The organism is bacterium, assembly GCA_013360195.1.
Classification (GTDB): Bacteria; Electryoneota; RPQS01; order RPQS01; family RPQS01; genus JABWCQ01.
This window is the reverse complement of sequence record JABWCQ010000002.1, coordinates 92,750-117,724: the sequence shown is the minus strand read 5'-3', so window position 1 is coordinate 117,724 and position 24,975 is coordinate 92,750. Positions and strand designations below refer to the sequence as shown.

Annotated in this window: 17 protein-coding genes; all 17 read right to left on the bottom strand. The window is 48.0% G+C overall.

Going from position 1 to position 24,975, the window contains the following annotated elements; all coding sequences use genetic code 11:
• Positions 1-3: 3 nt before the first annotated feature.
• Complete coding sequence (pgsB, locus tag HUU59_01760; GenBank protein NUO18163.1) at positions 4-1,197, bottom strand: poly-gamma-glutamate synthase PgsB; 1,194 nt, start codon at positions 1,195-1,197, stop codon at positions 4-6.
• Between the two features lie 79 nt (positions 1,198-1,276).
• The gene (locus HUU59_01755; GenBank protein NUO18162.1) at positions 1,277-2,140 is read right to left on the bottom strand and encodes a helix-turn-helix domain-containing protein; all 864 of its coding nucleotides are present in this window, start codon (positions 2,138-2,140) and stop codon (positions 1,277-1,279) included.
• On the bottom strand, positions 2,106-2,702 hold the full coding sequence (maf, locus tag HUU59_01750; protein ID NUO18161.1) for a septum formation protein Maf: 597 nt from the start codon (positions 2,700-2,702) through the stop codon (positions 2,106-2,108). Before maf ends, HUU59_01755 begins: the two co-directional genes overlap by 35 nt.
• A 2-nt stretch (positions 2,703-2,704) precedes the next feature.
• Positions 2,705-3,415 carry a hypothetical protein gene (locus tag HUU59_01745; protein ID NUO18160.1) on the bottom strand — a complete coding sequence of 237 codons (711 nt, stop codon included), beginning with the start codon at positions 3,413-3,415 and terminating at the stop codon, positions 2,705-2,707.
• 107 nt (positions 3,416-3,522) lie between these two features.
• Positions 3,523-4,173, bottom strand: coding sequence for a deoxynucleoside kinase (locus HUU59_01740; GenBank protein ID NUO18159.1), 651 nt, complete (start codon positions 4,171-4,173; stop codon positions 3,523-3,525).
• On the bottom strand, positions 4,166-4,570 hold the full coding sequence (locus HUU59_01735) for a DUF296 domain-containing protein (protein ID NUO18158.1): 405 nt from the start codon (positions 4,568-4,570) through the stop codon (positions 4,166-4,168). The genes HUU59_01740 and HUU59_01735 overlap by 8 nt, the downstream gene beginning before the upstream one ends.
• Complete coding sequence (locus HUU59_01730) at positions 4,563-5,468, bottom strand: SDR family oxidoreductase (protein ID NUO18157.1); 906 nt, start codon at positions 5,466-5,468, stop codon at positions 4,563-4,565. The genes HUU59_01735 and HUU59_01730 overlap by 8 nt, the downstream gene beginning before the upstream one ends.
• A gap of 9 nt (positions 5,469-5,477) precedes the next feature.
• A complete protein-coding gene (locus HUU59_01725; GenBank protein NUO18156.1) occupies positions 5,478-6,092 on the bottom strand; it encodes a hypothetical protein in 615 nt (204 codons plus the stop codon).
• Positions 6,093-6,123: 31 nt separating this feature from the next.
• The gene (locus HUU59_01720; GenBank protein ID NUO18155.1) at positions 6,124-7,095 is read right to left on the bottom strand and encodes a hypothetical protein; all 972 of its coding nucleotides are present in this window, start codon (positions 7,093-7,095) and stop codon (positions 6,124-6,126) included.
• 25 nt (positions 7,096-7,120) lie between these two features.
• Entirely contained in the window at positions 7,121-10,231 is a 3,111-nt protein-coding gene (locus tag HUU59_01715) for a hypothetical protein (protein ID NUO18154.1), read from the bottom strand.
• Positions 10,228-13,092 carry a T9SS type A sorting domain-containing protein gene (locus tag HUU59_01710; protein NUO18153.1) on the bottom strand — a complete coding sequence of 955 codons (2,865 nt, stop codon included), beginning with the start codon at positions 13,090-13,092 and terminating at the stop codon, positions 10,228-10,230. The genes HUU59_01715 and HUU59_01710 overlap by 4 nt, the downstream gene beginning before the upstream one ends.
• Positions 13,093-13,183: 91 nt before the next feature.
• Positions 13,184-14,230, bottom strand: a complete 1,047-nt coding sequence (locus HUU59_01705) for a PorV/PorQ family protein (GenBank protein NUO18152.1) — start codon at positions 14,228-14,230, stop codon at positions 13,184-13,186.
• A 31-nt stretch (positions 14,231-14,261) separates the two neighbouring features.
• On the bottom strand, positions 14,262-18,179 hold the full coding sequence (gene porU / locus HUU59_01700) for a type IX secretion system sortase PorU (GenBank protein NUO18151.1): 3,918 nt from the start codon (positions 18,177-18,179) through the stop codon (positions 14,262-14,264).
• A 304-nt stretch (positions 18,180-18,483) separates the two neighbouring features.
• Complete coding sequence (locus HUU59_01695) at positions 18,484-19,209, bottom strand: HD-GYP domain-containing protein (GenBank protein NUO18150.1); 726 nt, start codon at positions 19,207-19,209, stop codon at positions 18,484-18,486.
• Between the two features lie 14 nt (positions 19,210-19,223).
• Positions 19,224-19,988: an ATP-binding cassette domain-containing protein gene (locus HUU59_01690; protein ID NUO18149.1), complete on the bottom strand. Its 765-nt coding sequence runs from the start codon at positions 19,986-19,988 to the stop codon at positions 19,224-19,226.
• Complete coding sequence (locus tag HUU59_01685) at positions 19,981-21,390, bottom strand: GWxTD domain-containing protein (GenBank protein NUO18148.1); 1,410 nt, start codon at positions 21,388-21,390, stop codon at positions 19,981-19,983. Before HUU59_01685 ends, HUU59_01690 begins: the two co-directional genes overlap by 8 nt.
• 18 nt (positions 21,391-21,408) lie before the next feature.
• Positions 21,409-24,972, bottom strand: coding sequence for a chromosome segregation protein SMC (gene smc, locus HUU59_01680; protein ID NUO18147.1), 3,564 nt, complete (start codon positions 24,970-24,972; stop codon positions 21,409-21,411).
• Positions 24,973-24,975 lie beyond the last annotated feature (3 nt).

Here is a 24,975-nt window from a genome sequence, read left to right as displayed (position 1 = left end):
AAATCAGGCTGCAACTACACCTTTGCGAACTCTTCTGCGTTGTCCAAAGAAAGTTGCAATGTCAAGTCCGCCTTTTCCAACATTACCCATCGCAAATACTGTCCCTATGTCTGGGATCCGCTCAAAGATTGCATCATAGGTTGCCTTTGGAGCGGCCATACCAATCTTCACTGCTCGTGATTGATCGATACCATATTCGGGCAGGCTATTATAAACTCTCTCCAAGTTTTCTCCGTTGAGAAAGAAGTAGTTGAACTCTGATGTCAGATTGTCGCGAACCATTTCGAGCAATTGTATTGTACGATCGTACCTATCTGCTCGCGTGTTTAGAAGAAAGCAGACTACCCCTAGATCTGTTGACAGCGTTTTCACTTTCTGCCAAATCGCAAGTGTTGACATTGGATCATTTGCCGCCAAGGCATTAATGAATTGTGCAACTCTGCCATTCTCCTCAGCTTCGATGACTCGTAAAGCTCCTGGATCCGGAAAGGCACTGTACATTCCTTCTAACGCGACTTCTCTTGGGACTTGATAATGTTCACAAACAGCCAGCGCAAGCGCAACATTATCCGCATGCTCAATGTAAGTGAATTGGCCAAGTTCAAGATAAGAAACGCTGTCCGCATTAACTCGAAGCAGTTTGCAGCCTACCTGCTCGGCTTCTTTCCGCATCATCCAGAACATATTCTGCTCCGCCGTAAACGCCACCCCATCATGAGGCAATGTGTTACACAGGGACCGGGTCACGTTTTCAAGTGTTGGCCCCATTTCAAGAATATGATCAAGTCTTGTATTCGTGATGACTCCGACTGTCGCGTTAACAAACTTGTGCTCGCAAATCCATTGGTACTCGGGGTTAACTGCCATGCATTCGATCACAATGGCCTCGGGGTCTCTTGTCGCGAAGTACTTGAATACCTTTGTCTGTTCAATTATGTTTGCGCCGGCTTTGCGCTTGATTGGGATTTCAAGTCCGTCAACGTCGATTATTCGAGGAAGCGTACCGGTGGTCTTGGCCATCGTGCGAATTCCCCCGGCTCGCAGACCAGCTGCGATCAATCGAGTGACAGATGACTTACCTCGAGTGCCATTTACATGGATTCTGATGGGAATACGCCTGGCCCTGCTTCGATGACTTGAGTACTCAAAGTAGGCGTAGAAAAGAAGGGTGACAAACGCGAAGATGAGGAAGACCATTGGTGCGAAACAAACTTATCAGCTCAGGTCCTTTTGGGGAAGGGGCAAAAACATAATATAACAATGAGTTCGGGAGTTGTCAACCTGTAATCGAATCTCCGGGTTCCGCCAGAAGTGCGTCGTCAGCGGCAGTCCTATCCGGGAATTGTAGCCATGTGTTCAGGGAATCCTTGCCAAAATGTGTTGTAAAAGTGTCTTCACCACTGACCATCAGACCTTTGGCACCACTGTTTGAACTTATGCGCAACCCGCTATAATGCATAAATTCTATTTTATCATGTGGATACATGAAGTATGAACTATCCTCCTGGATACCCCACCAGAGTTGGAATTGAGCCGTGTCAAGTGCGCTAAACTCGCTCACCTGTAATGGAAAGCTCACAATGAACCTGATTGAATCAGGCATCATTTCTCGAATCTCTCGGACTGGAGTCGGTCGAAAAGAGGACACTGGCAAACTGGAGGACAAGCCCGTAACCGGATCGGTTGCAGAACCACTACTGTCAGTACGCCATTGCGCCGTCATCCATACTCCTACAATAAGCAACAAAAGAGTGAGAACCCAGTGAAGGAGCCGGTTTTCCGCAATTGAGGCAAACCATGCAGTTTGAATCTGTGCCCTAGTCATTCCGACTGTGAGCGACTCATCAGATAGCCTGTCGGATGCAGATAATCGTGCGTCCGAAACAGACTTCCCACCTTTCAACACGTCAAGCGAATGCAGAACTTTCTCGGAGTTCATCCGAGCGGACTTGGCATAAGCGGAGATCACGCCCCGCTGTATGGGTTCAGGTATTATGCTGAGTTGACCAGACTCAAGTGCAGACAAATACTCGAGAGGAATTCGAGTCTCATTCGCAACATCGGCCAGCGAAAGGCCCTGGAATTCCCTGGCCTTTCTTAGCTCTTCACAGAAACTGATAATTTGAGAAGACTGTTCCAAACTTATTACGAATTGATTCCACTGGTAATCCGACGACGTTGTCAAAGTCGCCTTTAAGAGTAGTTACAAACGCGCCGGCCTTCCCTTGTATCGCATAAGCTCCGGCCTTGCCAACCCACTCATTCGAATCCAAATACTCTGTCAACACTGATTTTGAGAGGCGGTCGAACGTTACGTAGCTACTTGATGCATCGACGCACGTGTCTTTTATCGCCCCATCTTCACTGAAGGTCATGATGCAGTATCCGGTGACAACTTCGTGACAATTTCCAGAAAGTCTACTTAGCATGCGTCTGGCACTTTCACGACCGGCTGGTTTGCCAAGTACGACTCCATCGTGATGAATGACCGTGTCCGCACCCAACAGCATTCGCCGACTTGCACCAAAGTGCTCGGATGCATGAACTTTTCGCATCGCATTCTGTTGCGCGAGTATTACGGTCGAGGTCGCGTCCCACCGCTCATGCACTTGTACGGGAGCGACATCGAAAGGAATCTCCAGTCGTTTGAGCAGGGAAATGCGGCGGGGAGATGATGAAACTAGCGTGAGCCTGACGATCAAATCTAATGGGCTGTTAGAAATGCCAAGACATGTATCAGGCCAAGTACTGGCGCTATACGATTGAATCTTATAAGGGCAACGCGGGCGCCCTCCATCTTTGGCTGCCTGATTCGTCCCCAAAAGAAGGCCAGCGGTATCAATACTCCAAGTATTAGTATCCAGAAGTATGCCTTGCCATAGAGTTCTCCCAGCCATGGCCACAAGCTAACAGTTCCAAAAAGAAAGAGAATCAATGCAGTAAGCGCCAACTTGTGTCGGTAGTGGTGCTCTACTTCGATTTCATTGGCTGACGCGTGATTCTCAAAAATGTCTTCTTCAATGTCCAATGTAGATCGCAAAACTGCCACGAACAAAGCTCCGATAACTGCAGGGAATGCGCCTACTTGAATTACACCAAGAGAAGCTGATGCGTATATGAAAGCAGATCCGAACGTCAGAGGAATCAGTATCTGCCTGGCAGTATGTGACATGGCGACTAGCCGCTTGCGCACAAATAGCAAAAGAGGTAATAATGCAACACCTGCTGCACTAAGAGGACTTAGTTTGCTTGAGTAGGCCAATACTACTATTGCAGAGAGTATAGAGATCGACCAGAGCACGATCGCGCGATTACTATTACTCTGTTCCCGCGTTAGAGTCAGCCTCCAACCAACAAAAGCCGAAGCCCAGGCAACCATTGACAATCCAAGAGTCAGCGTACTGACGCTTTTCAAAGCTGGAATACCGTGCAGTAGCGTGATGATTGGAACGGCAAGGACTGCTGCGACTACAGTCGCTTCTGTAACGGGTGGCCGAGTCTCTGACAAAAATGAACCAATATTCAACATGGAAAGGGTAACTCAATTTGTAAGTTCTGCCTCAACAATTGTAGTGCAATCGCAAGGACCTCGTTCTCAGAGATACCATTGGAAGTGTCAATCGTGCGTATCAGTAAATGGTCCTGTGGCTCGTCCTTCCACAATGTATAGGCCTGATTCAATTCAGTAAGATACTCGATATCTATTGACTTTTCAAAGTATCGAGCACGTTGATGAATCCTCTGCATTAGGTTTTCAATATCTGAATGAAGGTAAATCACCAAATCAGGTTTCTTCAAGTTGCTTACCATAGAGGAAAAAAGGGATTGATAGTTTTCCCAATCCCTTCGGCTCATTAATCCACGTCGATGCAACGTATTTGCAAAGATCCTGGCATCCTCGTAGATTGTCCTGTCCTGAACGCATGAGCGCTCATCTCTTTCGATTTCAAGCTGATTCTGAAAGCGCTTGCTAAGGAAATACACCTGGAGATGAAACGACCACTTGCTCATATCTGCATAGAAATCCGGAAGGTATGGATTATCAATTACTGGCTCAAGGTAGCATTTCCAACCAAGTTGCAGAGCGAGCTTCTGTGCCAGCGTGGTCTTTCCTGCACCTATGTTGCCGGCGATAGCAATGAAGTAACGTCGATTATAGATATCGTCACGCATGAATCAAATTCAATCCGGAAATTTCGTCATGTTTCCTTTCGAATCTTGAAGAAAGTGGCCAAATCGCCAATTCAAGTGTCAAGGCAACTTTGCATTTGAGAACATGACCGCCACTTGTCTTCCCTTCCCTGTCTGCTACCAATGCATGCAGATGCCAGAAGGGTTTGTCTTCCAACCATGTTAGATTGCCATTAAGACTAACAAGTTCAACTATCTCTGGTATCCAAAAACTTTGATACTCCTTTGTTATGCTATCAAAGTAGGCCAATTCAACTTCGCATACCCCGCCAATCCCACTGCAAACAGCAGATTCCCACTTTCTCTCGCGAGCAATGTCAATTAGACCATCAGGTATTAACGTATCCTTGGCAAACACAGTAAGCAAAGGTTCATGCATGATTCAACTTCCTGTCTGCAATAAAGTCTCTTCTGAAGCCAGCTACAACTGTTTCACCCGCAATACTGGGAAATAGTGAACGTAGTTTAGTCGTGTTAAACGAACCATCCCTGTGCAAAAAATCACGGTCTGGATGAGAGCTCATCGTGCAGGGTAGTATCAGATCCTGTGATATGTTGTAAGCTTGTGCTAGCGCGAGTCCGGTTTCATACCGACTCTGGACTTCATGTCCCCCAAGATTAATGTAGCCCTCCACCCTGTTTCGCAGGCAACACTCAATCGCGTGCACGCACTCTCTTAGATGAATCGGACTTCTGATCTGGTCCGTAAACAATGTGACAGGCCGGCCACTCAGGAGTACTTCAAGTAGCTTATCTGTGAATGACAAACCCATGCCGAAGTTTCTGCCAACGATATTATTGCTGCGAATTATAAGAAATCGCTTACAGATTGAAGAAAGTGCTTCCTCAGCTGCACGCTTTGTCTTGCCGTAGACGTTTGTAGGCCGGGGCAGAGCAGTCTCATTGTACAATCCTTGCTGTCCATCAAAAACCTGGTCGGTCGAAATAAATACGAGGTGTGCACTGACATGATTTGCGGCATCAGCTAAATGCTTCGTGACCGAGTAATTCTGCAACCACGCTTCATCCGGTGACCTCTCGCACGGTATTACCGTTGAGAGTGCCGCAGCATGCACAATTACAGTTGGACGTAAGTTATGAACCAAATCACGCAGTTTGTCAAATTGCGTGAGATCTAGTCTTACATTCGGGAAGTGACCGACACATGATTGCGTTCTCGAAACACCTAGAATATCGAAATCTCGATGGACAAGATGTGTTGCAAGGGCGAATCCAAGCAGACCTGACGCACCTGTAATGAGAGTTCGCTCAGGCACAACTATTAATTACCACCAAAGTAGGAACTGGAGCTTGCCTCCGTCAGACGTCGTCACAGGGTGTGCGTTCCATCCGAAATGACCTGTCTCAGATTTCGCAGCGTTGGACTGGAGGCGACCGGCGTGAAATGCGCTCACAATGTGATTGACTCCGATTAGTGCAACTGCATAGATCACGCGATTCAGGGAGCGATCCGACGTGAGCCTAAGTTCATCCATATACGATCTACTCGCTTCCGAGTCCCACATCCAATATTGCGAATCAGTGTCATAAACCGCACCAAAGTTGCGTTCCGACATTCGTTGGTCATTATAATCGTACACGCTCATCCAATTTGCAACGTCTATGTAGAACTCGCGATTGTGATCTCCACGGACTCTTGCGTGTGTCGATGCAAACGCTTTATAATCATCGCGGAGCTGACTTCCATGATGATGGAGACTCAGTGCAGAACCAATCAGTAGCAAGTCTACACCCAAGAATGCTAACGCATGATCCGTCCTTCCAGCTTCATATTGCCCCCAACCCGGAATCAGCAGAGACTTGAGAAAAAGCGCTTGCCCCGGCTCTCGCGCGAATGCAACGGAGCACAGGCATAGCACAGTGGCCATGGTACGATACATCTGCTTATCCTCTTGGTGTGGAAGTAGACTCTTAGTTCAGCCTGGGAAGCGGCATGCTAAGAGTGAGGCTTCTGGTCAGATCGCCTTCCCTATCTGCTCTGATTCGGTAGTTCAAGTCCATTGAACCCAGTCCAGCGGATTCCTGCTTGCGATTGTAGCTTCGTGCTGCAAACGCAGCATCGAGGGCTGACAACACATGATTAACCAAGACAAGTTCCATCATAGTATTGCCCTTTTCGAGAAGGTCATTCGCCTCACCTCGCATATCTCGGTATGTGAAAAAGAGTTGACTCTGTCCATCATACTTGACCGTAGCAATGTCGTCGCCGCCAACACTCCAAATATTTTCAGGAGTAGAGCCATTTAGTGGAACTGATCGGTCATACGTGTCAATCCATCCGAATCCAAATTGCTCGAAGTACTTGCCAATCATCTCATAATACTGCTGTCGATCTCCAGTTTGAATATCGTGTGTGTAAGGCGCTGGAAGGTGCGATGATCTATCTTCCCACTCAAGGGTCAACCAATCTTCGAAACTGCCTTCATATTGAACTGGCGCAAACGTCTCATTGGAGGCTACTTGGTACTCACGCACCATATAGGCGTCATAATTGAAATTACCGTTTGATGGATCGTTATTCTTCCACGGTCCTGCAAAAGCTTCAAACTCATCCGTCTTGTCAGTTCCCTTGGCGTGGTACTGGGAGAATAATGCCCAACCGGCAATTTCAACGGCAAACCAAGGAAGTGCCCTAAGCCAAGATCCCGAATAAAGTTGGCCGGTACCCGGCACAATCAAGCTGAACATGACTGCGCGCCCGACGTTCTTCTTCCCACCTAAGTCTGGTGGTGATGTCTCTTCAGCAGGAGCTTGTCCGAAATCCGGCGCTGCGAATTGCGCACGATGTGGTGACACACCGAAATCCCCGGCAAACCCGGTAATGGGAATCATAGACAGGACTGTCAGTGCGACGATGATACGATAAACGTGTGGGGAGCGCATTTTATACTCCATATATTATTTCTTGCTAATTGTGTGTACAATTCGAACAGAGGCAGCTTGACGGATGTCTGGCAGGTGGAATTATCGGGGTGTAGAAGTCAAACAGAACGGTCAGGTAGTAGCGCAATTCGTCGCCGTAACTGGTCAGGACATCACCTTCAATTACATCGAATTCATCCAGGCCATAAGCAACATCAATAGAAACTGCAGTTGGATAAGAATAGAAGGAATGAAGTTGAGCCCGAATACCTGCACCGATGTCCTTCTTTATCGTGCGGTCCGTGTAGTCACCCACCCATGCATCTCCAGCATCAACAAATAGCGATCCAAAAACCCTGTTGAGCGAAAGCGGCCACAATCCCAAAGCCGCTCTGCTGATGAGCGGAAAGCGATACGTTAGTGTCGCAACCGCGGTTCGAGTCCCGCCAAGGCTATAGAACGAGTAGCCCCGCATCCCCGGCAAGCCCCCGGCATATTGATAGAAAAATGGATCTACGTTCTCATCCATGTATCCAGCCTTAAGGCGAACTTCAGCTGTATGGTCGTGGATAGGAGACTTGAAATATTTTTCAAGGCCAAGTTCAAAGAGCCCATAGTTATTGGGGTCGTATATCTCGCGCAGTCCAATGGCATCACCACCAATCTCTATATCGCTGATAAAGTCATGGTTTGCTCTCGTGTATTCAAAATAGCCTCGATAGCCACTGTTTGGACTAATTTCCGTGTACAAACCTGGGCGGCGGGAATCCGTATATACACCTGTCTTCCATGACCACCCTCTGAAATAGGTAAGGCTGACACTCGATTCATCGTCGAATCGGTTGTGTGCAACATACTGATCATATGTTGCCCGTGACTTAATGTTCGTTCCAGAACTGAGGGGGACGCCAAGTCCGACACTTACTTCATTTAAATTGTATCTATACCTGATTCTATACTCATCATATATCGGATTGATGCCATCAGGTCCTTCAACCTCACCAATAATTCGCGAGGAGTCGGCGAAAAATGAAGTGAGTCTTCTCTGTATGTTAAAGTATTCTGCAAATATTGTGGGATAAAACTGTTTGTACTCCACGAGACCATATATGTCATATTCACGCTTTTGATTAAGCGCAGCGCCGCCAATAAATGTCATCTTGTCTAGGACATCATTCAAAACGAGATAAGTGCCTGGCTTGAAAGTATTGTAGTCAAAAGCAATTCGCGGAAACCAATACAGCGATTCAAATCGTGGACGATAGGGCGAGGCATTTCGAATGACGGGGCTTGGAATATCCTCATTGCGCGGTATACCTGCCATATAATTTGAAACAGCCAAGTCAAGTGAATTCCGTGGAAGTCGTACAGGAGTGATTGAATCCATTACGCAAATCCGGAAACCGTCATTACAAAACTCTGCAAAAGCTAAACTGCCGTTGTTCTCGTCAGGGTAATGAGCGCCGCCGAGTACCACGGTCAACCTTTCAAGAGACTCATTCTCCAGTGACAGCTTATAGATGTTTTGAATGCCGCTCTCATCATAAGAGACATATAAATGTCTGTTATCAGCAGCCCAAGATGGATCTCTAAGCTCGGCTCCTTTTCCGCTCACTTCCAAATCCAGAGTCAATTCTACGGATGTTGAATCAAACAGGAAGACACGTATGTTGCGTCCCTTATCAAGATGATGTGCTGCAGCAATTCTGCGCCCGTCCGGCGACCACTTTGGCAAATAGTACTGCTCATGAGGCAATGTGGGCAAACGATACAGTATTGATTCCTTGCCGAATGGGGTCATTGACTTGCCAAGTTCAGGCATCTTGGCAATTGCAATTTCTCTTCGGCCAGCTTCGTTAATCGTGAATGCCAGGTATTTCCCATCAGGTGACACATCAATATGCTCCGCTCGCAATCCTCGACTAAGTCGCGCTTCGCGCTTATTGTTTACGTCGTATGCATAAATATCATAAATCAGCGCACCATGCGGATTGTCTGACGTTCTTCTTGTAAAAACTACCGAACTATCCCCACGCACCCAGCATGCATTGCCTTGGACGGATGGTGCAATCAGTGAAATGGAATCAAGTTGTCGATTGTAGCAGTACAGAGATGATTGTCCAAAGTACTCTCGACCGGAGTTTGATATAAACAGGAGGCTATTACCATCGGTCGAGAATTCAGGATAAGCACCGACGAATCCCGACTTCTCGAGAGTATCAAATGTGGAAAGGTATGGTAGAAGCATGCTCTTAGTTTCACCATACTTTGTGCGAAGTTCAGCACTCCACTCGTTGTACCAATCCGTGCCGGATTTTCCTGTTACACTTTCAATAGCCTTATTCAACGTAACTGGTAAAAGCGACGACATCTTTCGTGAAATCTGGCCAAGAGTCTCTACTCCGTTGCTTCTATCTGCAATATACTTTACAAGAGAGAATCCTTGATTGTACACACCCTCGGATTCCAGGCTCGTTTTTCCAAAAAAACCCATGTCCTCCAAGGTCAAAAGACGATCTGAAAGGACTGACTGCCTAAGTAACATGTCGCGGTGACTGTCCCAATAATCGTAACCTGCACCGTCAAATTGGTACTGCGCAGTTCCTTCAGCAAACCAAGCTGGGATTGTAACAGACGGAAGTGGCCAGCTTATAAGTGTATTCGGGTAGCCATATAGAACGTCGGGTCGCCGTTCGGGTTCGTAACCTAAGGCCTGCACATAGAAAGCTGGGAAGCGCCGTGACCACTTTCTTGTTGCGCCAAGCTGGATCATGTGCGTATACTCGTGTGTAACAACGTTTCGCAGCCAATTATGTGTACCACGAAAGTCCCAAGCCATCGAGGTTGCGTAGAACTTAATCTTGTTTGATTGAAAGTAAGAACCGGCATTGGCAATATCGTCAACGTCGGAGAAAATGAGGGACACTTTCGTGTCGGGATAGTAGTCGTATACCTGACAGAGCGGATCATGAATTCTTTCCGCAATATCCGCTGCCATGTTGGCAACATCTTCCAAACCACTCGTGTAATGTACTATGAAATGCTCCGTCTCAAACGACATCCACTCCAAATGTGGCCTGTTAAACTCTGCAGTTTGCGCAACGGCAATCGACGAGAATGTCGCGACAACAAGTAGATACAGCAAAATTGCTCTCATTTCACTACAGCAATCTTGATGGTGCTCTCGCGGGATTGACCACCACCATGTACTAATACTTTTCCCAAGTACACTCCACTCTCAACTGTAACTGTATCCCACTGAAGGTCAAAAGTTCCTGCGTAGCTTGATTCCGTACTTAAGTTTGCCACGCATCGGCCCGCAAGATCAAACACTTTTGCTTCGACTGAAGCGGCATAAGGCAATGTAATCCTAAAGTTAGCAATTGCGTTTGTCGGATTTGGCCAAACATATACGAATTCTTCCCTGCTGTGCACTTCATTCTGCAACGGACCGAGGAAAATTATCCTGTTCTCGACGTCTGCATAGGACTTGGCTGATTGACCTTCAGGCACTATTGGAAGCCGAAGCAGACCAATTACGTGGTGACTGCCGCTGCGGTATTCAGTTATCGCATAGTACCTGCGCTCAGTAGTGTCCAGGGTGACGATCGTTGGTCTTCCTAATGTTACAAGTGGAAAATCGGAGTATCGCGCTCCTCGATGATCAAAAGCATGAACAGTCGAGCTTTCGAGATCGGTTAAACTGCTGCTTTCATTGGTAACTCGCAAGAGATCTGGAAAACCATCAAAATTCAGGTCAAACAGCTCATCCATGTTCAAACTTTGGAAAGGAAAGTCCTCTCGTGGCGTGTGATCTGCGCCGCGCGAACCGCCACCATCAATTACACCGTCCTGATCCCAGTCGGCTATAGGTTCTAGGCATTCTGAAGCTGGACAAATCAACGCCCCAGAATCGAAGTTGACATAGCCGTTATTTGGGAAATAGATCTCCGATGATTCCGGTCCAGAGATTATCGTGGGTTGATTTGAATTGTGTAACACAACATTCCAAACAACGCGAGCGGAATCTGAAATGTCCAAGAGCAGTGCCCTGTCTGAGCTCCAGAAAAGGACATTGCCTGCTGCTACTGACGTCAGATTTGACAACCCGTGAAATCCGCCCCAATCGACTTCCTGCTGAAGAATAAGGTTCAGGCTTGAATTGAAAATAGTGACTCTTCTCGGAAAATCCATGGTCCCATTCCCTTGAAAGAGCACTACCAAATTTGGATCGGTATCCAAGAATTCTAATCTAGCAATTGAAAACGAACTTACTGGCAAAGCAGCATTTCGCTGAATTGTACCAACATTTGTAACTTCCACGAATCCCAATGAGTCATTTCCAGCGACATACCATATCTCATTGTGTCCGTTATCGTTCACATCTATTGGATAACGGCTTGCTCGCAAGTCGAACTCGACATTCGCTTCAAATCGTTTCAGTACGGTCAAGCCGGAATCACTACCTATTCCACGAATTTCATTATCTTTCTGAAAGCATACGTCCTGTTTGCCGTCTAGATCAATATCGGCAAGTGACCAATTGTGCGGAGAATTCGTGCCAAGCTGAACAGGAAAACCGTCCATTGCTATCGAATTCGACACCATAGCCGACATTACTGAGTCTATATCACTGAAATTCTCGATCGACAAGTACGACTTTCTTTGATCGTTAGTCACGGCTGCCGGACGAGTATTGTTGTTGAACCTGACGAATGCCGTGCCTCCGTTAGCGTTTCTATGCGTTCGGTTGTCGCGGTACCAGCAATCTTCCTGCACTCCTAACTCTGTGCCGGATCCCGCGGTCGCAAACCCGTATTCACGGCCAATATCTTGTGACCCATCGGCCTCAACCAGATCGACACCTCTGTATTGCGGGTTCGCATTTATTCGATTTGTTGAATAATTCGCTGATACTACACTGTCATTGATATGCCATATGAGGATGCCGCTTCCTGGAATTCCAAAATCATAGTGTGATGCACGCACTGGTATCTTGAAGTCAGTCTCAACATACACATTGCCGAGGAGGTCAACGGTCATTAGTCGCCCGTCGCGATCATAAAGTGCGACATGACCCACCGAATCTGCATCTGCATTCCTGTTTTCAAGCAGATAATACTCGTTCGCGGAAATTGGAATCTTCACTATATCTGGAATGGAATCGCTACCGGGACGTGCCAAGGAGATTGTGTCCACGGCTCCGCCAGGAAGCACTGTGTTTGCAGTTGACCACCCCATGAACACCCTGGACCAAGCATCGGGATACGCAGGTACCATTGCATTAACATTGCCCGATCCCTGATCCATCATACCCCACCTTCCGATGCCACTCGCGCCTGTCTCTGTATTGTAGAGGTCAGGCATGCCGAGCCAGTTGCCAAAAAGCTTGATCATGACACCATTCAACGATAGTTCGACGCCAAGTTGGAGGGTTTCGTCTTGATTCTGACCTTCAGGAAGGATCAGGCCACGCGTTACACCTGAAGGTAAGTTAAGATTGTATCGGCGAAGGTCACTTTCTGAAATGTAGGCGGATGGAATGTCAAATGGCGTATTGTCGAAGCCAATATTGAAGTCCTTCCCGACTCCGGCATGGAAGACGAGAATTGCATCGTACGATTCAAAATTGATGTCCGATGAAGCCAGGGTCGTGGATTGTGCAAAAAGTTCAACAAGCCGGCGATTCAACAAAGCCGTATCAGAATTATGGTTATAGTGCCACATAGGGAATGACAGAGTGTAGGCACTGTCATGTGCGAGCGGATACACGTCAAGCCGTTCAAAGGTGACCATGCCTTTAGAAACTGTATTGAAGTAGTCTTGCATGAACGCAAGATGGTCTTCGAAATACTGGCGATTGTGGGGCAATGGGTCAATTGTAAGGGTATCTGGAAAGCCGCTATTGAACTTTCCTGTACCGGTTGTTCCGGTAAGGTTATCCTCCAGAAATTCGACTCGTATAGCACATAAGCGTATAGGCTGACCGGCCGGCCAAGGCTCGTCAAGAGATCTCACATGAACTCGATTGCTCGGGAAATGTGAAACGGGCGCTGACCAACCAGAAAGGCAGGCAGCGATAAGTCCGATTAAGGCAAGAGTTTTCAGTTTAGAAATCCACCGAGAGTGAATAGCGCATCGTGTCTGTCAACGGGTGATTCTCACCGGCGGTCAGATAACTGAAATCAAATCGGTACGTACTGTATTTCAAAGATACGCCAAACGTGTACGGAAATACCCGTCCCAAATGGTCATTGTAGTAACCACCGCGAAGACCAACGAGAGTTGAATACCAATACTCGGCACCCACGTGCCAAATCAGTGACTTCACAAGATCTCCGTCACCCCAGGCCGAGAAAAGTGCCTCATAGAACTCATCTGACTTACCGAATTCGTCACGCTTGACAAGTTCCTTGTCAACGTCAGATGCGATGGTCAGTTTGTTATACTCCTGGTCAAGAATCTTGTACGCAATTCCAAATTTCAATGTTGTTGGCAAAGGATCGGCTTGCGCACGGTCGATATAGGACACCTTGGGTCCCATGTTTGACAAATTTGCTCCGAGCGAGAGGCCAGGCATGAAAGTGGCTTTGTGCAACAAGCCAATGTCCGCGGCGATTGCAGTTGCAGTTCCTTTGCCTTGCTCAGCACCTGCACCGACAGGTGAAAGATTACTATATGCAAGCTTGAGGCCGACACCCATTGAAGTGTTCTCGTCAATGAGTGCACCGTATGTACCTGTCACCGCCATTTCATAGGATGAGAACGTACCAAGGGCCTCGCCTGACGGGCCGGTTCGCTGTGTCTCACCAAGATTTAGGAACACGATGTTCGCTCCAAATGTGCCCCATTCAGGTACTTCGTAAGTGCCGCTCAGAAACGCGTAATAAAGGTCTGAAAGATTGAACTGGGGCAGCCAACGTGAATACATCATTGTCACTTCATTACCGCGCTGAAATGCCAGCCCGGCAGGATTCCACCACGTCGCAGTAGCGTCATCTGCCAGGGCGACAAAGGTCTCGCCCATTCCGGCTGGTCTCGCGCCAGGTGCAATTTTGAGGAAGAGCAATGTTGCTTGACTTACACTCGCAGCATACACTTGATGGGTGAAAACTCCCAGCAAAGTCAGGCAGATTGCAAAAATCCGCTTCTTCATTTGTTCTCCTGCATTCTATGTTCAGTTCTTGTTATCGCAAAATAACGAGCTTACCGGTCGCCTCGGCTGAGTATCCTCTCTCATGTGTGGCAATCACCTTGTAGAAGTAAACTCCGTTCGCCAACTCATATCCTTCATCATCTCGGCCGAGCCACGGCCGATCACTATTACTGTTGTAAAGCTGCCTGGTCCCAAGGCCGTCTAATTCAGCCACCAGCTTTCCGCTGATTGTGAAAACACGTATCCTGACGTCTCTCGTCCCTTCCTGCGTTAAAGAATACGTGAAATAAGTTTCAGATGACATCGGGTTCGGCCAGTTTAAGACGTCGTTTATTGCAAATCCCTCTTCGGCCTGCTGACCCACGACAAAATCCAAGGTCTGTAAGTTCAGATTGTTAAAGGAATCCCAAGCTTCGACGGTCAAGCGATGAAAACCTTCAGAAAGCGGACCAATGGTTCGAACTAGCTCACCATCTGTGTAGCTATCTACGTCATAATTGAAAAACTGCGTTATGTCCTCTGCTTGGGCTTCATCGATTCGGGCTGTTATCTTGTGACCGACTTCGCCTGACAGATTGAGGCCCGATTCGTCACTTAATCGAACTATTAAGCGCGGTGAGCGGCTGACTTGGTCACCGGACCGAAAGGACGTATTTTCGAGCCAGGCACCGATTACGGGAGGTACTGTATCAGTAACAGCCGCTGCTGCGCTTGCAATCCTAAGTGGCTGTTCGATGCCAATCCCATCCGCCGAGTCACTTTCACTCTCTGATTTTCCAAAAAAGTAGAGACTGACTTTTGCATTCTCGCCACCATACTGAATATCGCGTGGCACGCGAAACACAACGTTAAATCTTCCATTTACGATTGAAGACCTGCCGCGGAAAATTGCATTGCCAGGCAGCCCATAATAAAATGGTGTTTGCAAGGGAACACTGCAATTCGCAGGATTTGGGAAATAGTAAGCTGCTGAGTCTTCGGAGTCAAATACTCGTGCCTCAACGATGCCCTGAAAGTCCGCCCACACGTCCTCATCGATGTTCCGACGCTGAGGAGACTGGTGTGACTCATTTGAGTCATCTGTGCGTGAGACAAACCCGCTCAGCTGAAAAAGCCCACCTGCCTGCAAGGAGTCGTCCCTCTGATCCACGTGAGCGAAATACTCTGGAGTTGCCAACCGCAAGACTGGATTCCCAAGCGTATGATAAAGCTTATTGTCAGCCCGAAGCGGCTTGACAAGAAGCAGAGCCTCGCCCAGACTCCGCCGCATTTCGATCCCTTGTCGAAATATCTCACGATAAAACTCTTCTGTCAGAAGCTGATTCTGCGAAACGAATGTGAATCTCGTCGCGGCAATGCAAGCAATAGATCCGATATCATCGGCACCAAGAAGAAGTTCAGGGAAGCATCTTTCGTTGGGTCGGTCAAAACCTCCCCACGTACATGTTCCGGCAACAATTACCGGCCAAAGTCGATGGTTGTCAATCAGCGGGAAATCTCTATCCATCACGAACAGTTGCTCATCTGTCCACACTCGTTCATTCCCGTGACCAACATAATTGACAAGGAGAGTGCCGGAATTAATTGTTTCAATCAGGTCCCTAGTACCGTCAGGTTTAAGTGAGGTCGAGGTCGATTGACGAAAAGGATAGAGAATCTGGTACAGTTTTCTGAACGTAAAGTACTCCGGCAATACGTCGTTAATCAAGTCTTCGGAATCCTCGGTGTGAAAATCTTCACTGCAGAATCCACTTTTCCATTCATCATCAGCCACAAAAGTCGCGGTGTTCTTCCAGGGTCCATAAAGAGGCGTTAACGCATAGTTTACGGTCTTTTCAACGATTGCTTCGACTTCCGAGGCTGATTGCACTGGCCATCTACCCGACATCATGTCAAGCAAAGACTCCGAGTCATCAAAGTCCACATAGTAGTCGTCTGTGCACGTGCCGAGACTCTCCCACGGCGGAATCCAATTATCGTCAGAACTTGAAGTGAGATTTCTGTAGTCATAATCTCCATCGCCGACGAACAACACGTACCTTGGAGACTCAGCGTTTCCTGCAGGGCCACGCCAATTCTCGTGTGCATAGCGTAAGAAATTTCGTATTGCTGTCGGATCCTTCACACCCCAAGAGAACTCATCATAAATATGCGAGATTTTAACTCTAACAGCCTTAAGAGGCTCTTCTTCATACTGGGCATGCATGGCAATGAGCGGCTCAAGTTCGTCGTACCAGTCATCGTATGTGATTATCACTATACCGGCCTCATTCGCTTGGTCACGAAGCATCTGGTAGTCGCTTGCGTCAAAAGACTTCCTGCCCCTGTATACCGGTGTACGAAATCTGCTGCCCCCTTGATTAGCGCCAAAGTATCTTCGTTGTCCTGTAGCAAAACTTGAGTCTGTTACTATAGACCCTCTCGCGATGCGCGGACTCAAGGGATTAGATATTTCTGCCAAGTATGCATCCTGATTCAAACCAGTTTCGTATCTAAAAGCACCGGTTTGATTACGCGGCGCCGGAAACTCAATAACACCTGTGGCTGACTGCAAGGTCTTGTCATACTCAACTTCTATGTAATTCAACAAGACCTGCCTGGTCGTATTATTCTCGAATCTTACTGTATTGCTACCTGTCCGAAATACTCCTTCAGGAATCTGAATAGTAAGCGGTGTTGTATAGGCGCCTATGCTGACCGGTGTGTCGTTGACATAAACGTTGAAGTTATTACCGCTTCCCGATATCGAATCCATGCGAATTCTAAGTGAACCTCTGCCAGAACTTACTGCATCCAAATTGACTGAGATGGTACGTGTGCTAGAAGCATCAAGCGTTGCCATATACCAAACAACACCGGAATTTGACTGCAAGCCGGAAACCGCATAGATGAATTGTTCCTGATCCAAATAGACTTGGCCCAGAACTGTATCGACTGGTACTGTTTGACTGAGACTCTGAATTGTGTCCATACGAAGTCCCTGGTCGTCAGCCCCCCCAATCCCAATCCAATAGATGTTCTCCATTGAATAGGGACTTGCATGGCCATGGTCGTTCAGCAGACTCCCGTCACAGTAATCAAAACCCTTTAGACCTTCGCCATAAAAGATGATTCGGTCTCCTTGGTCAATACTCCCGTCATTCCCATCTTCAATGAGAATCGAAATTTCCTTTAACACTGAATCGGGGACGCTTATGAGACCGGCAGGCAGAAGCCTCCCCCCGTTCCCAAACATTCGAATCCGGTCCGATGCTACACCGACGACTTGAATCCCCTGAACTTGAAGCCATTCGGCGGTCATCACGTGGAAGCCTGTCTCTGTGACGGCCAGTTTGTGAAGCTGAATGTCGGGCCAAGCTTCGTTCGAAGCATCCAAACTCTGCAAAATCCGGGAACTAGGAGTCCACCAGTGGGTCGCTTCCCGACCGTTTATAACCAAGTCTTTCAGCAGCTTTTCTTCGCGGGCGAACGGACCCTTTTGATCCAAACCGCCAACAAAACGCACGGTCGCATGCACTGTTTCAAGTACGGATGTCCCCTGCGAAGATGGACTGGCCGCCCTAATTTCGATATGGGCAATCGTGAAGCCGCGCCATTGTTCAACACCAGAAATCCGAACATCGGTGTTCACTGCACTGGACACTTCGGGCAGCTCCTCAGCTGGAGGAAGGTCCATGTTTAACAAACGCGTTTCAACCCTCTGAACCTCCAGTCGCGGTGTCGACCCCGTCGGACAAGCGACAAGCAACTTAATGACGGGAATCAAAGCACCAGATTGGGTAATCCAATCCGCAGATCTCAATACCGCCCGAAGATCACTCGTGCCGTGCAGTTTCGCGGATTGAATTCCCGACGACCAGACAAACTCAACACCCGAATCGTCCGAAGAAACAACTCGTACTTCACTTGCAGATGAGACATGGCAAGCAAACACTGCGCAAACCAACACTATAGCGCGTATTCTGAGCGAGTTAGTTTTCAACATTAGGTGAAATGAAAAAACCGAACGGAGCGGATTGTCCATTCGGCCATAGAAGCAACGAACCGGAGCAAATGCACGCCGTGTTAGAGGTGTCGTTTACAATACAAAAACGTAAAATAAGGCAGAGCCTCGAAAACCTCTAACGAAGGGACATTGAACTCCTAAATTCACTTTCCAACAATTGATAAATATAATAAATCGCAATGGCTTGCGCAACACTGCTCACTGGAAATCGAAAAAAATCCGATTCAAAACTCGAATCTTAAATTTATTATAAACATAACGTTAATGATTTGGGGGTTCCAAGAGTTGTGACCAGGGAGTCAATCCCGGTCCGGATTTCCCTTTGGCGGCCTGGTTCCAGTCGTTGTCCTTCCCTAAAGACTTCGAGCAAAGCTTGAAAGCCAACCGGGCAGAACTGAGTACCCACTTCACGTTCAATCTGTGCCAATGCTTCGCGACTCGAAAGAGGATCGCGATAGGGGCGTTCCGACACCATTGCATCGAATGCGTCGGCAATTGTCAGAACCCGAGCTTCCATCATGATCCCGTCACTTTTTCGAATACCCGGGTAACCTGATCCATCGAATCGCTCGTGATGCTGGACAATAATTTCTCTTACTCGCTCAAATCCAGGCAATGGTGCAATAATACTTGCGCTCAATTCCGGATGCTGAGTCACGACTCCCCTCTCGGTCTTTGATAGCCTGCCGCTCTTCTGGAGCACACTGTCTGGCAATCCGATCTTGCCGATGTCATGCAAAAGTCCGGCGATTGCCAACTCCTCGAGACTTCTTGCACTTAAGCCAAGAATGCTGCCCATTTCGGATGCCAGACCAGAAACACGCATACTATGAAAGTACGTATTCACGTCTCGACACTTCAGCGCGAGCAGAAGTGTCTGGACTGCAGCACAATCAAAGGCGCCAAAGAAACCTGTAGATACTTGAAAAACTTGAATCTTATCGAGTTTGCGCATGATTCGGAGATTGCGCAAAGCTGGTGCCACATTCAGTTGTGAAATGCCGACGAATCCTCGCCTATTGCACGCAGAAACACGACTTCCAGCTGCACGCTTTCATGGCGACGCTGCAGGTCCGCAACACTTCCCCTATCTTTTACCAGACCTTGGTGGATCAATATCATTTCATCACATAAGAGTTCTGCCTCTCTCATCACATGAGTTGAAAGAAGCACACATTTCCCCCTTTCTTTGCTTACGCGCATGAAATTCACGATTTGTGAAGCGGCAAGAATGTCCAGTCCACTCGTTGGCTCATCAAAAATCAGAACCGGAGGGTCGTGCAAAATTGTTCTTCCAATACTTACGCGCTGACGCTGTCCAGTCGAGAGTTTCTCACACCTTCTGTCTAAGAATTCGTGCAGGTCTAATAGATCAGCAATCTCGGCTATTCGAGCCTCTGACGCTCTTCTCTCGAACCCATGCAGAGCTGCAAAATAAGAAAGCATTTCACGCGCGGTTAACCGTCCATACACCCCGGTAGATGCGGATAGAAAGCCAATTTGCCTTCGCACTTCCTGCGGACTGCGGCGTAAGTCATGACCTGCGACAGTAGCAGTTCCTTGCGTTGGTTGCAGCATCGTGGCCAGCATTCGAAGTGTTGTAGTTTTGCCTGCCCCGTTCGTGCCAAGTATTCCAAAGATTGACCCAAAGTGCGCCTGAAACTCAACATTCTGACAACCAATTACATTGCTGCCTACCGTATTACGATAGGTTTTACCAAGATTCTGGGCGTGAACTGCAACTTCATTCACGAAGACCTCTCCCCTGTTCGATGAGTTTTGAAGCCGGGTTCTGGTTCTGCTTCACAATTAGTGCGTTGGGATTGTAAATCTCTCCACGCTTTGTCGAGTGCACAAGGGTTAAGTCGCCAAAGCCGGCTTGGTCAACGAAAATAAAGAGAACTCCTCCTTCTATCTTGTCATAGTGCCAAATCTCGTGGTCTAGTCCTGCAGCATCGGCATATCGGCGGTCGACAAAATCAGGTTCACCGTACAAAATGAAGACACGTCCACGGTCAGTTCTCCAACCTTCTCGGTTAAGAAAACTGTAGCGCCTATTCGCTTCTGCAACTCGCGAATAATGGACATTGGCAGCGTCAGCCTCTTCTGGACCGCGTCGCTTCCAGAAGTCTGCAATGAACTTCCGCTTTCCTTCTGAGTCCATGTCCCTTGCACGCCTCATCTCCTGTCTCGTCAAGAGGTAGTGCAACAATTCCAGCGCACTATCTGGATCAATCGTCTCCAGGATGCCACCCTCAGAATTGTAATTGATCATGCTTGAAGCTCTATTTCCTACGTCAGCGGATAAGAAGTCGGTATCTTCCCTGCGATACACGTAGAACTTCTTCATCGCTTCTCTGGCAGCTTGATTTGGAACTTCAACTTGAATAGACAGTATGTATGTGCCAGTCCTCAAAGTGTACGCGGGAAATCCGTCTGCAATCACGAGTGACTCACCGGGACGAGCATATTTCCGCAAGGAGGGCTGCTTTGCGTCTTGGCCAGTTTCGCCGTCTATCACACGCCGCTGAACCATTATCGAGTCTTCGACCGGACCTAAAGTATCCAGTCCATAACATTCAAGGTAATAATAGAGCATAGGCAGCTCCGCGCCGTAGAATCCTGATGGGTTCGGGACAAAGCGCAGCCCGTTTCTTGTGAACGCCGATGGACCAGCTGCGAATGCCAATTCAGCGCCAAGCGCGATTCCAGATAAGCTAGCCTGCGCTGACACATACGGAACTTCAAGTCCTATCTCCGTCCAGTCATAGTTGTCGGCACTATCTTGTACCAATTCAATCGTAAGGTCATAGCTGCCTGGAAACAGAAGGTACCGAGAAATGTATGGGAAATATGCTCCGCCCGAATGAGATTCGGTGCGACTTGTCTTGTCAATCGTGTCAAGCGTGTCCGAAATGAGAATCGAGTCACTTCTTCCTATTGTAGTGATTAATGAAAATTGCGCGTATGAACTATCCTCTTGTGTCGCTATATAGACAAGTTCACTGCGTTGAACTCCTGTGTAGACCTCACAGTATGTGAGACTATCTTCACCAAGAAAATAAACAAAATCGACATCAATCCCCCCGCATAAACCATGGGAACTGATGCCGACTGCTAGTGTGAACAGCCAACAAAGCATTTTGCGTGTCATTTGGCTTCTCCTTCGGGATCAGGTTGCGGCCACTCGTGCCTCCGCTGGAATTGCGGGTTCAGGTTTCATTAGCCTAACTGAAACAGTTTTCGAAACGCCTTCCTCTTGCATCGTGACACCATACAAGTTGTCAGCAATTTCCATGGTGCGCTTGTTATGGGTTATCATGATGAACTGGGTATGGTCGCTATGACGATGAATCATTCTAGTGAAACGGTCAATATTTGCATCGTCCAATGGCGCATCCACCTCGTCAAGAACACAAAATGGAGAAGGTTTGACCTGATACAGCGAAAAAAGCAAAGCGATCGCCGTCATTGTCTTTTCACCACCAGACATTAATGTCAAAGACTTCAGTCTCTTTCCGGAAGGATTTGCCCACATGGTAATATCAGCTTCCAGTAAATCCTTTCCACTAAGTATCAAATCAGCCTCTCCGGCCGGGAAAAACTCGGTAAAAAGCGACTGGAAGTTCGCGCGAACAGCTTCAAATGTGTGAAGAAACTTCGCCTCTGCAGTCTCGTTAATCTTGCCAATGGTCTCTTCTAGTGTGGCCTTTGCGGCCAGCAGATCTGCACGATTCGCGAGAATGCCTTCAAGTCTCGCAGTCTCTTTGTCGTACTCCTCAACAGCAAGAAGATTGACCGTACCTAAACTCTCGATTTTTCCCCGAAGCTCTGCGATAAGGTCGGCTGAAGACTCAACACCGCGATACTCTGAGAGCTTTGCATTCTCAAAATCCGCTGCAAGATCTATCCCGTGCTGATTTCTTGCGCTCGTCAGTAAGGACTCGATCTCACCCTCCATCTTTGCAATTGAAACCTCTATCTTTCGCTGATCATCAAGCGCCGCTTCACGACTTGTTCGCAGTCGCTTCAACTGATCCTCCAATTGACGCACTTCAGACGTAGATGAATCCCTCTGTCTCTGTGCGTCTTCAACAACGCGCAATCTCGCATCACGAGTTAAGAATAATGTTCGGAGCTCTGCTGTGATATCTTTTAATCTAACTTCTGTCGAAGAAATAACATTTGCCGCAGCCTCTGCTTGATTACGGCTTGACGCGATTGATTCAACAAGCTCACTCTCACTGCTCAAGAGTCTATCCTCCTCTGCAGCTAATAGTTGAACTCTGTGAATTATCGATTCAACATGGCGCGCATGCTCATGGAATGAATCTCTTGAATTGTCATTCGCTTGTCTCGCCTGCCAAACATCTTCCGACAGTTTTTCAATCAGCTTCTGTGCGCTCTCAATCGCACTCCTGCTTTCGTTGATTGCAGTGAGGTGCTTTTCAACGTCCATCCTCAGAACTTGTTCAGCCTCCTCGCTTTCGGATATCAGCTGGAGTGCCGCCTTGTCCCGTTCCTCAAGTGCATGCAGCAGAGTGTTCAGCCTAAGCACCTCAGATTCTATACCTCCGAGTGCTGCCTTCCTGGTTTCTAATACACCGGCGATTTCGCTTCGGCTAGAATTCCAGACTTCGAATTCACTTGCAAGCAAGCCAGATTGTTCAAGCACTTGCTCCTTATCCCTATGCGCATCTTCAAAGCTCATCTGCAAGCTTTCAAGATGTTGCTTGAGCCCGAGATCCGTTGGCGCGTCTATCTGCACGCTACCTGCAAAACATGCTCCCGTCCAATCTACCCAATCTCCCTCGAGTGTGACGGCACGAAATCTGTGTTTGGCCAAATAATCCCTGAGGAGAAGCGCCTCTTTGAACGTAGAGACTACAATGCACCCGGTGATCAAGTTTAGAAGTCCTTGGTCATCTTCAGACAGGCTAACGAGGCCAGACGCCCACCCGATTACACCAGCAGGAAGTTCTACTTCGGTATGCTGTGACACCACCCATGGGAGCATGAAGCCACATTTGCCTGCTTCCTGATCAACCAGGAGTCTGACAGCTTCGTGCAGCTCATTCTCGCTATTTACTAATAGATGGTACGCCGCACCTCCAAGTGCAGCGTGAATCGCCATGCTATACTTGCTTTCTACTACAATTCGATCCGCGATGAGTTGATACTTGTCGTATCTGTCGCGCAGGAGCCTTATTTGAGCTGTTCCTCGCGGGCCGCGCTGGTCCAGTGTCTCAAGGAGCTTGATGTGGGATTGCGTTGCGTGTAAGAGACGGTCAGCCTCGTCAAGTCTGCTGGCAAGTGCTTTTTGACGCTTCCTCAAATCCTCGCCTTGAGCTTCACATTCATTAAGTTCGCTAACGGAGCGATCAACATCGCAAGCCAATTCTCGAGCCTGATTGCTTGCAATAGATATTCTGGACTCTAAGTCGACCTTTTCCTTCGATAGTTGGTCGCGGGTCATATGGGCAGATTCTCTACGGCCTTTCTGTCGAGCGATTCCTTCTAGTAGGCGAGCGCGTTCTCCCTCGAGGCTTGCTTGTGTCCGGTTCAAAGTGGCAAGTTGCGCATCAGCCTCTCGGTAAGCAGTTTCCAGCCGCTTCATTTCAGCTTGCGATTTCTGGAAATCTCCTTCGGAAGCCTCCAGCCTTGATTTTGCCTCGCGCAACTCTTTTTCTGTCTGATCTTTATCTAATGTTAGCGAATCCTTGCGGGAAGCAAGAGACTGTAACCGGTCATTGGCAAGTACGATTTGACGCTGTGCCCGATCCAGAGCTTCCTTTGCCGCGAACAGCCGTGCTTCTGCTCCCGCCTTCTCGGCTTCCAAGGCGGATATGAGACTAACTGTTTCTTGCAGTTCACTTCTCAACTCTGCCAATCGCTGATCGCCTTCCATGTGCTGAAGTCTAAGCGATTCGACCTTTGCCTCGAACTGACGCAAATGCGACGTGCTGCCTTCCGCGTGACCAAGGGCATCTGTAAGAGCATGCCGCAGTGGCTCCACTTCACGTTGCAATCGATCAAACTCATGAACGGAAAACGCGATTTCTACCTTCTTCAATTCGGCAGAAAGCTCCTGGTATCGCCGAGCCTTACCAACCTGCCTCTTCAGTGATGCCACTTGCCTTTCAACTTCGGAGATGATGTCGGCAAGTCGAAGTAGATCTTCATCGGTTTGAGCAAGTTTTGCAAGCGCCTGGCGCCGTCTCAACTTATACTTCGCGATCCCTGACGCTTCTTCAAATAATTGTCGACGTCCCTCACCATCATCACGAAGTATATCTTCGATCATCTTAAGTTCGAGAATCGTGTACGCATTCGGTCCGAGACCACTGTCCTGAAGCATGTCAGTAATGTCTCGTAGCCGGCATGAATTCCCATTTATTAGGTACTCACTTGTTCCGTCGCGATGGAGTCGACGTGCAATCTCGATTTCGCTATAAGGAAGATTGATTCTAGCTGATGAATTGTCAAACTTGACTTTAACCTCTGCAAGGTTCAGGGCTTTACGCTTGGCTGTACCATTGAAAATGACGCTCTCCATGCGGTCACCTCTGAGCACGGAAGATCGTTGTTCCCCAAGTACCCATCGAAGTGAATCAACTACATTTGACTTGCCACAGCCATTCGGCCCGACGACGCCAGTTACTCCGGGTGCGAACTGGATTTTTGTCTCATTCGCGAATGACTTGAAGCCAGAAATCTGAAGGGAAATCAATTGCATTGA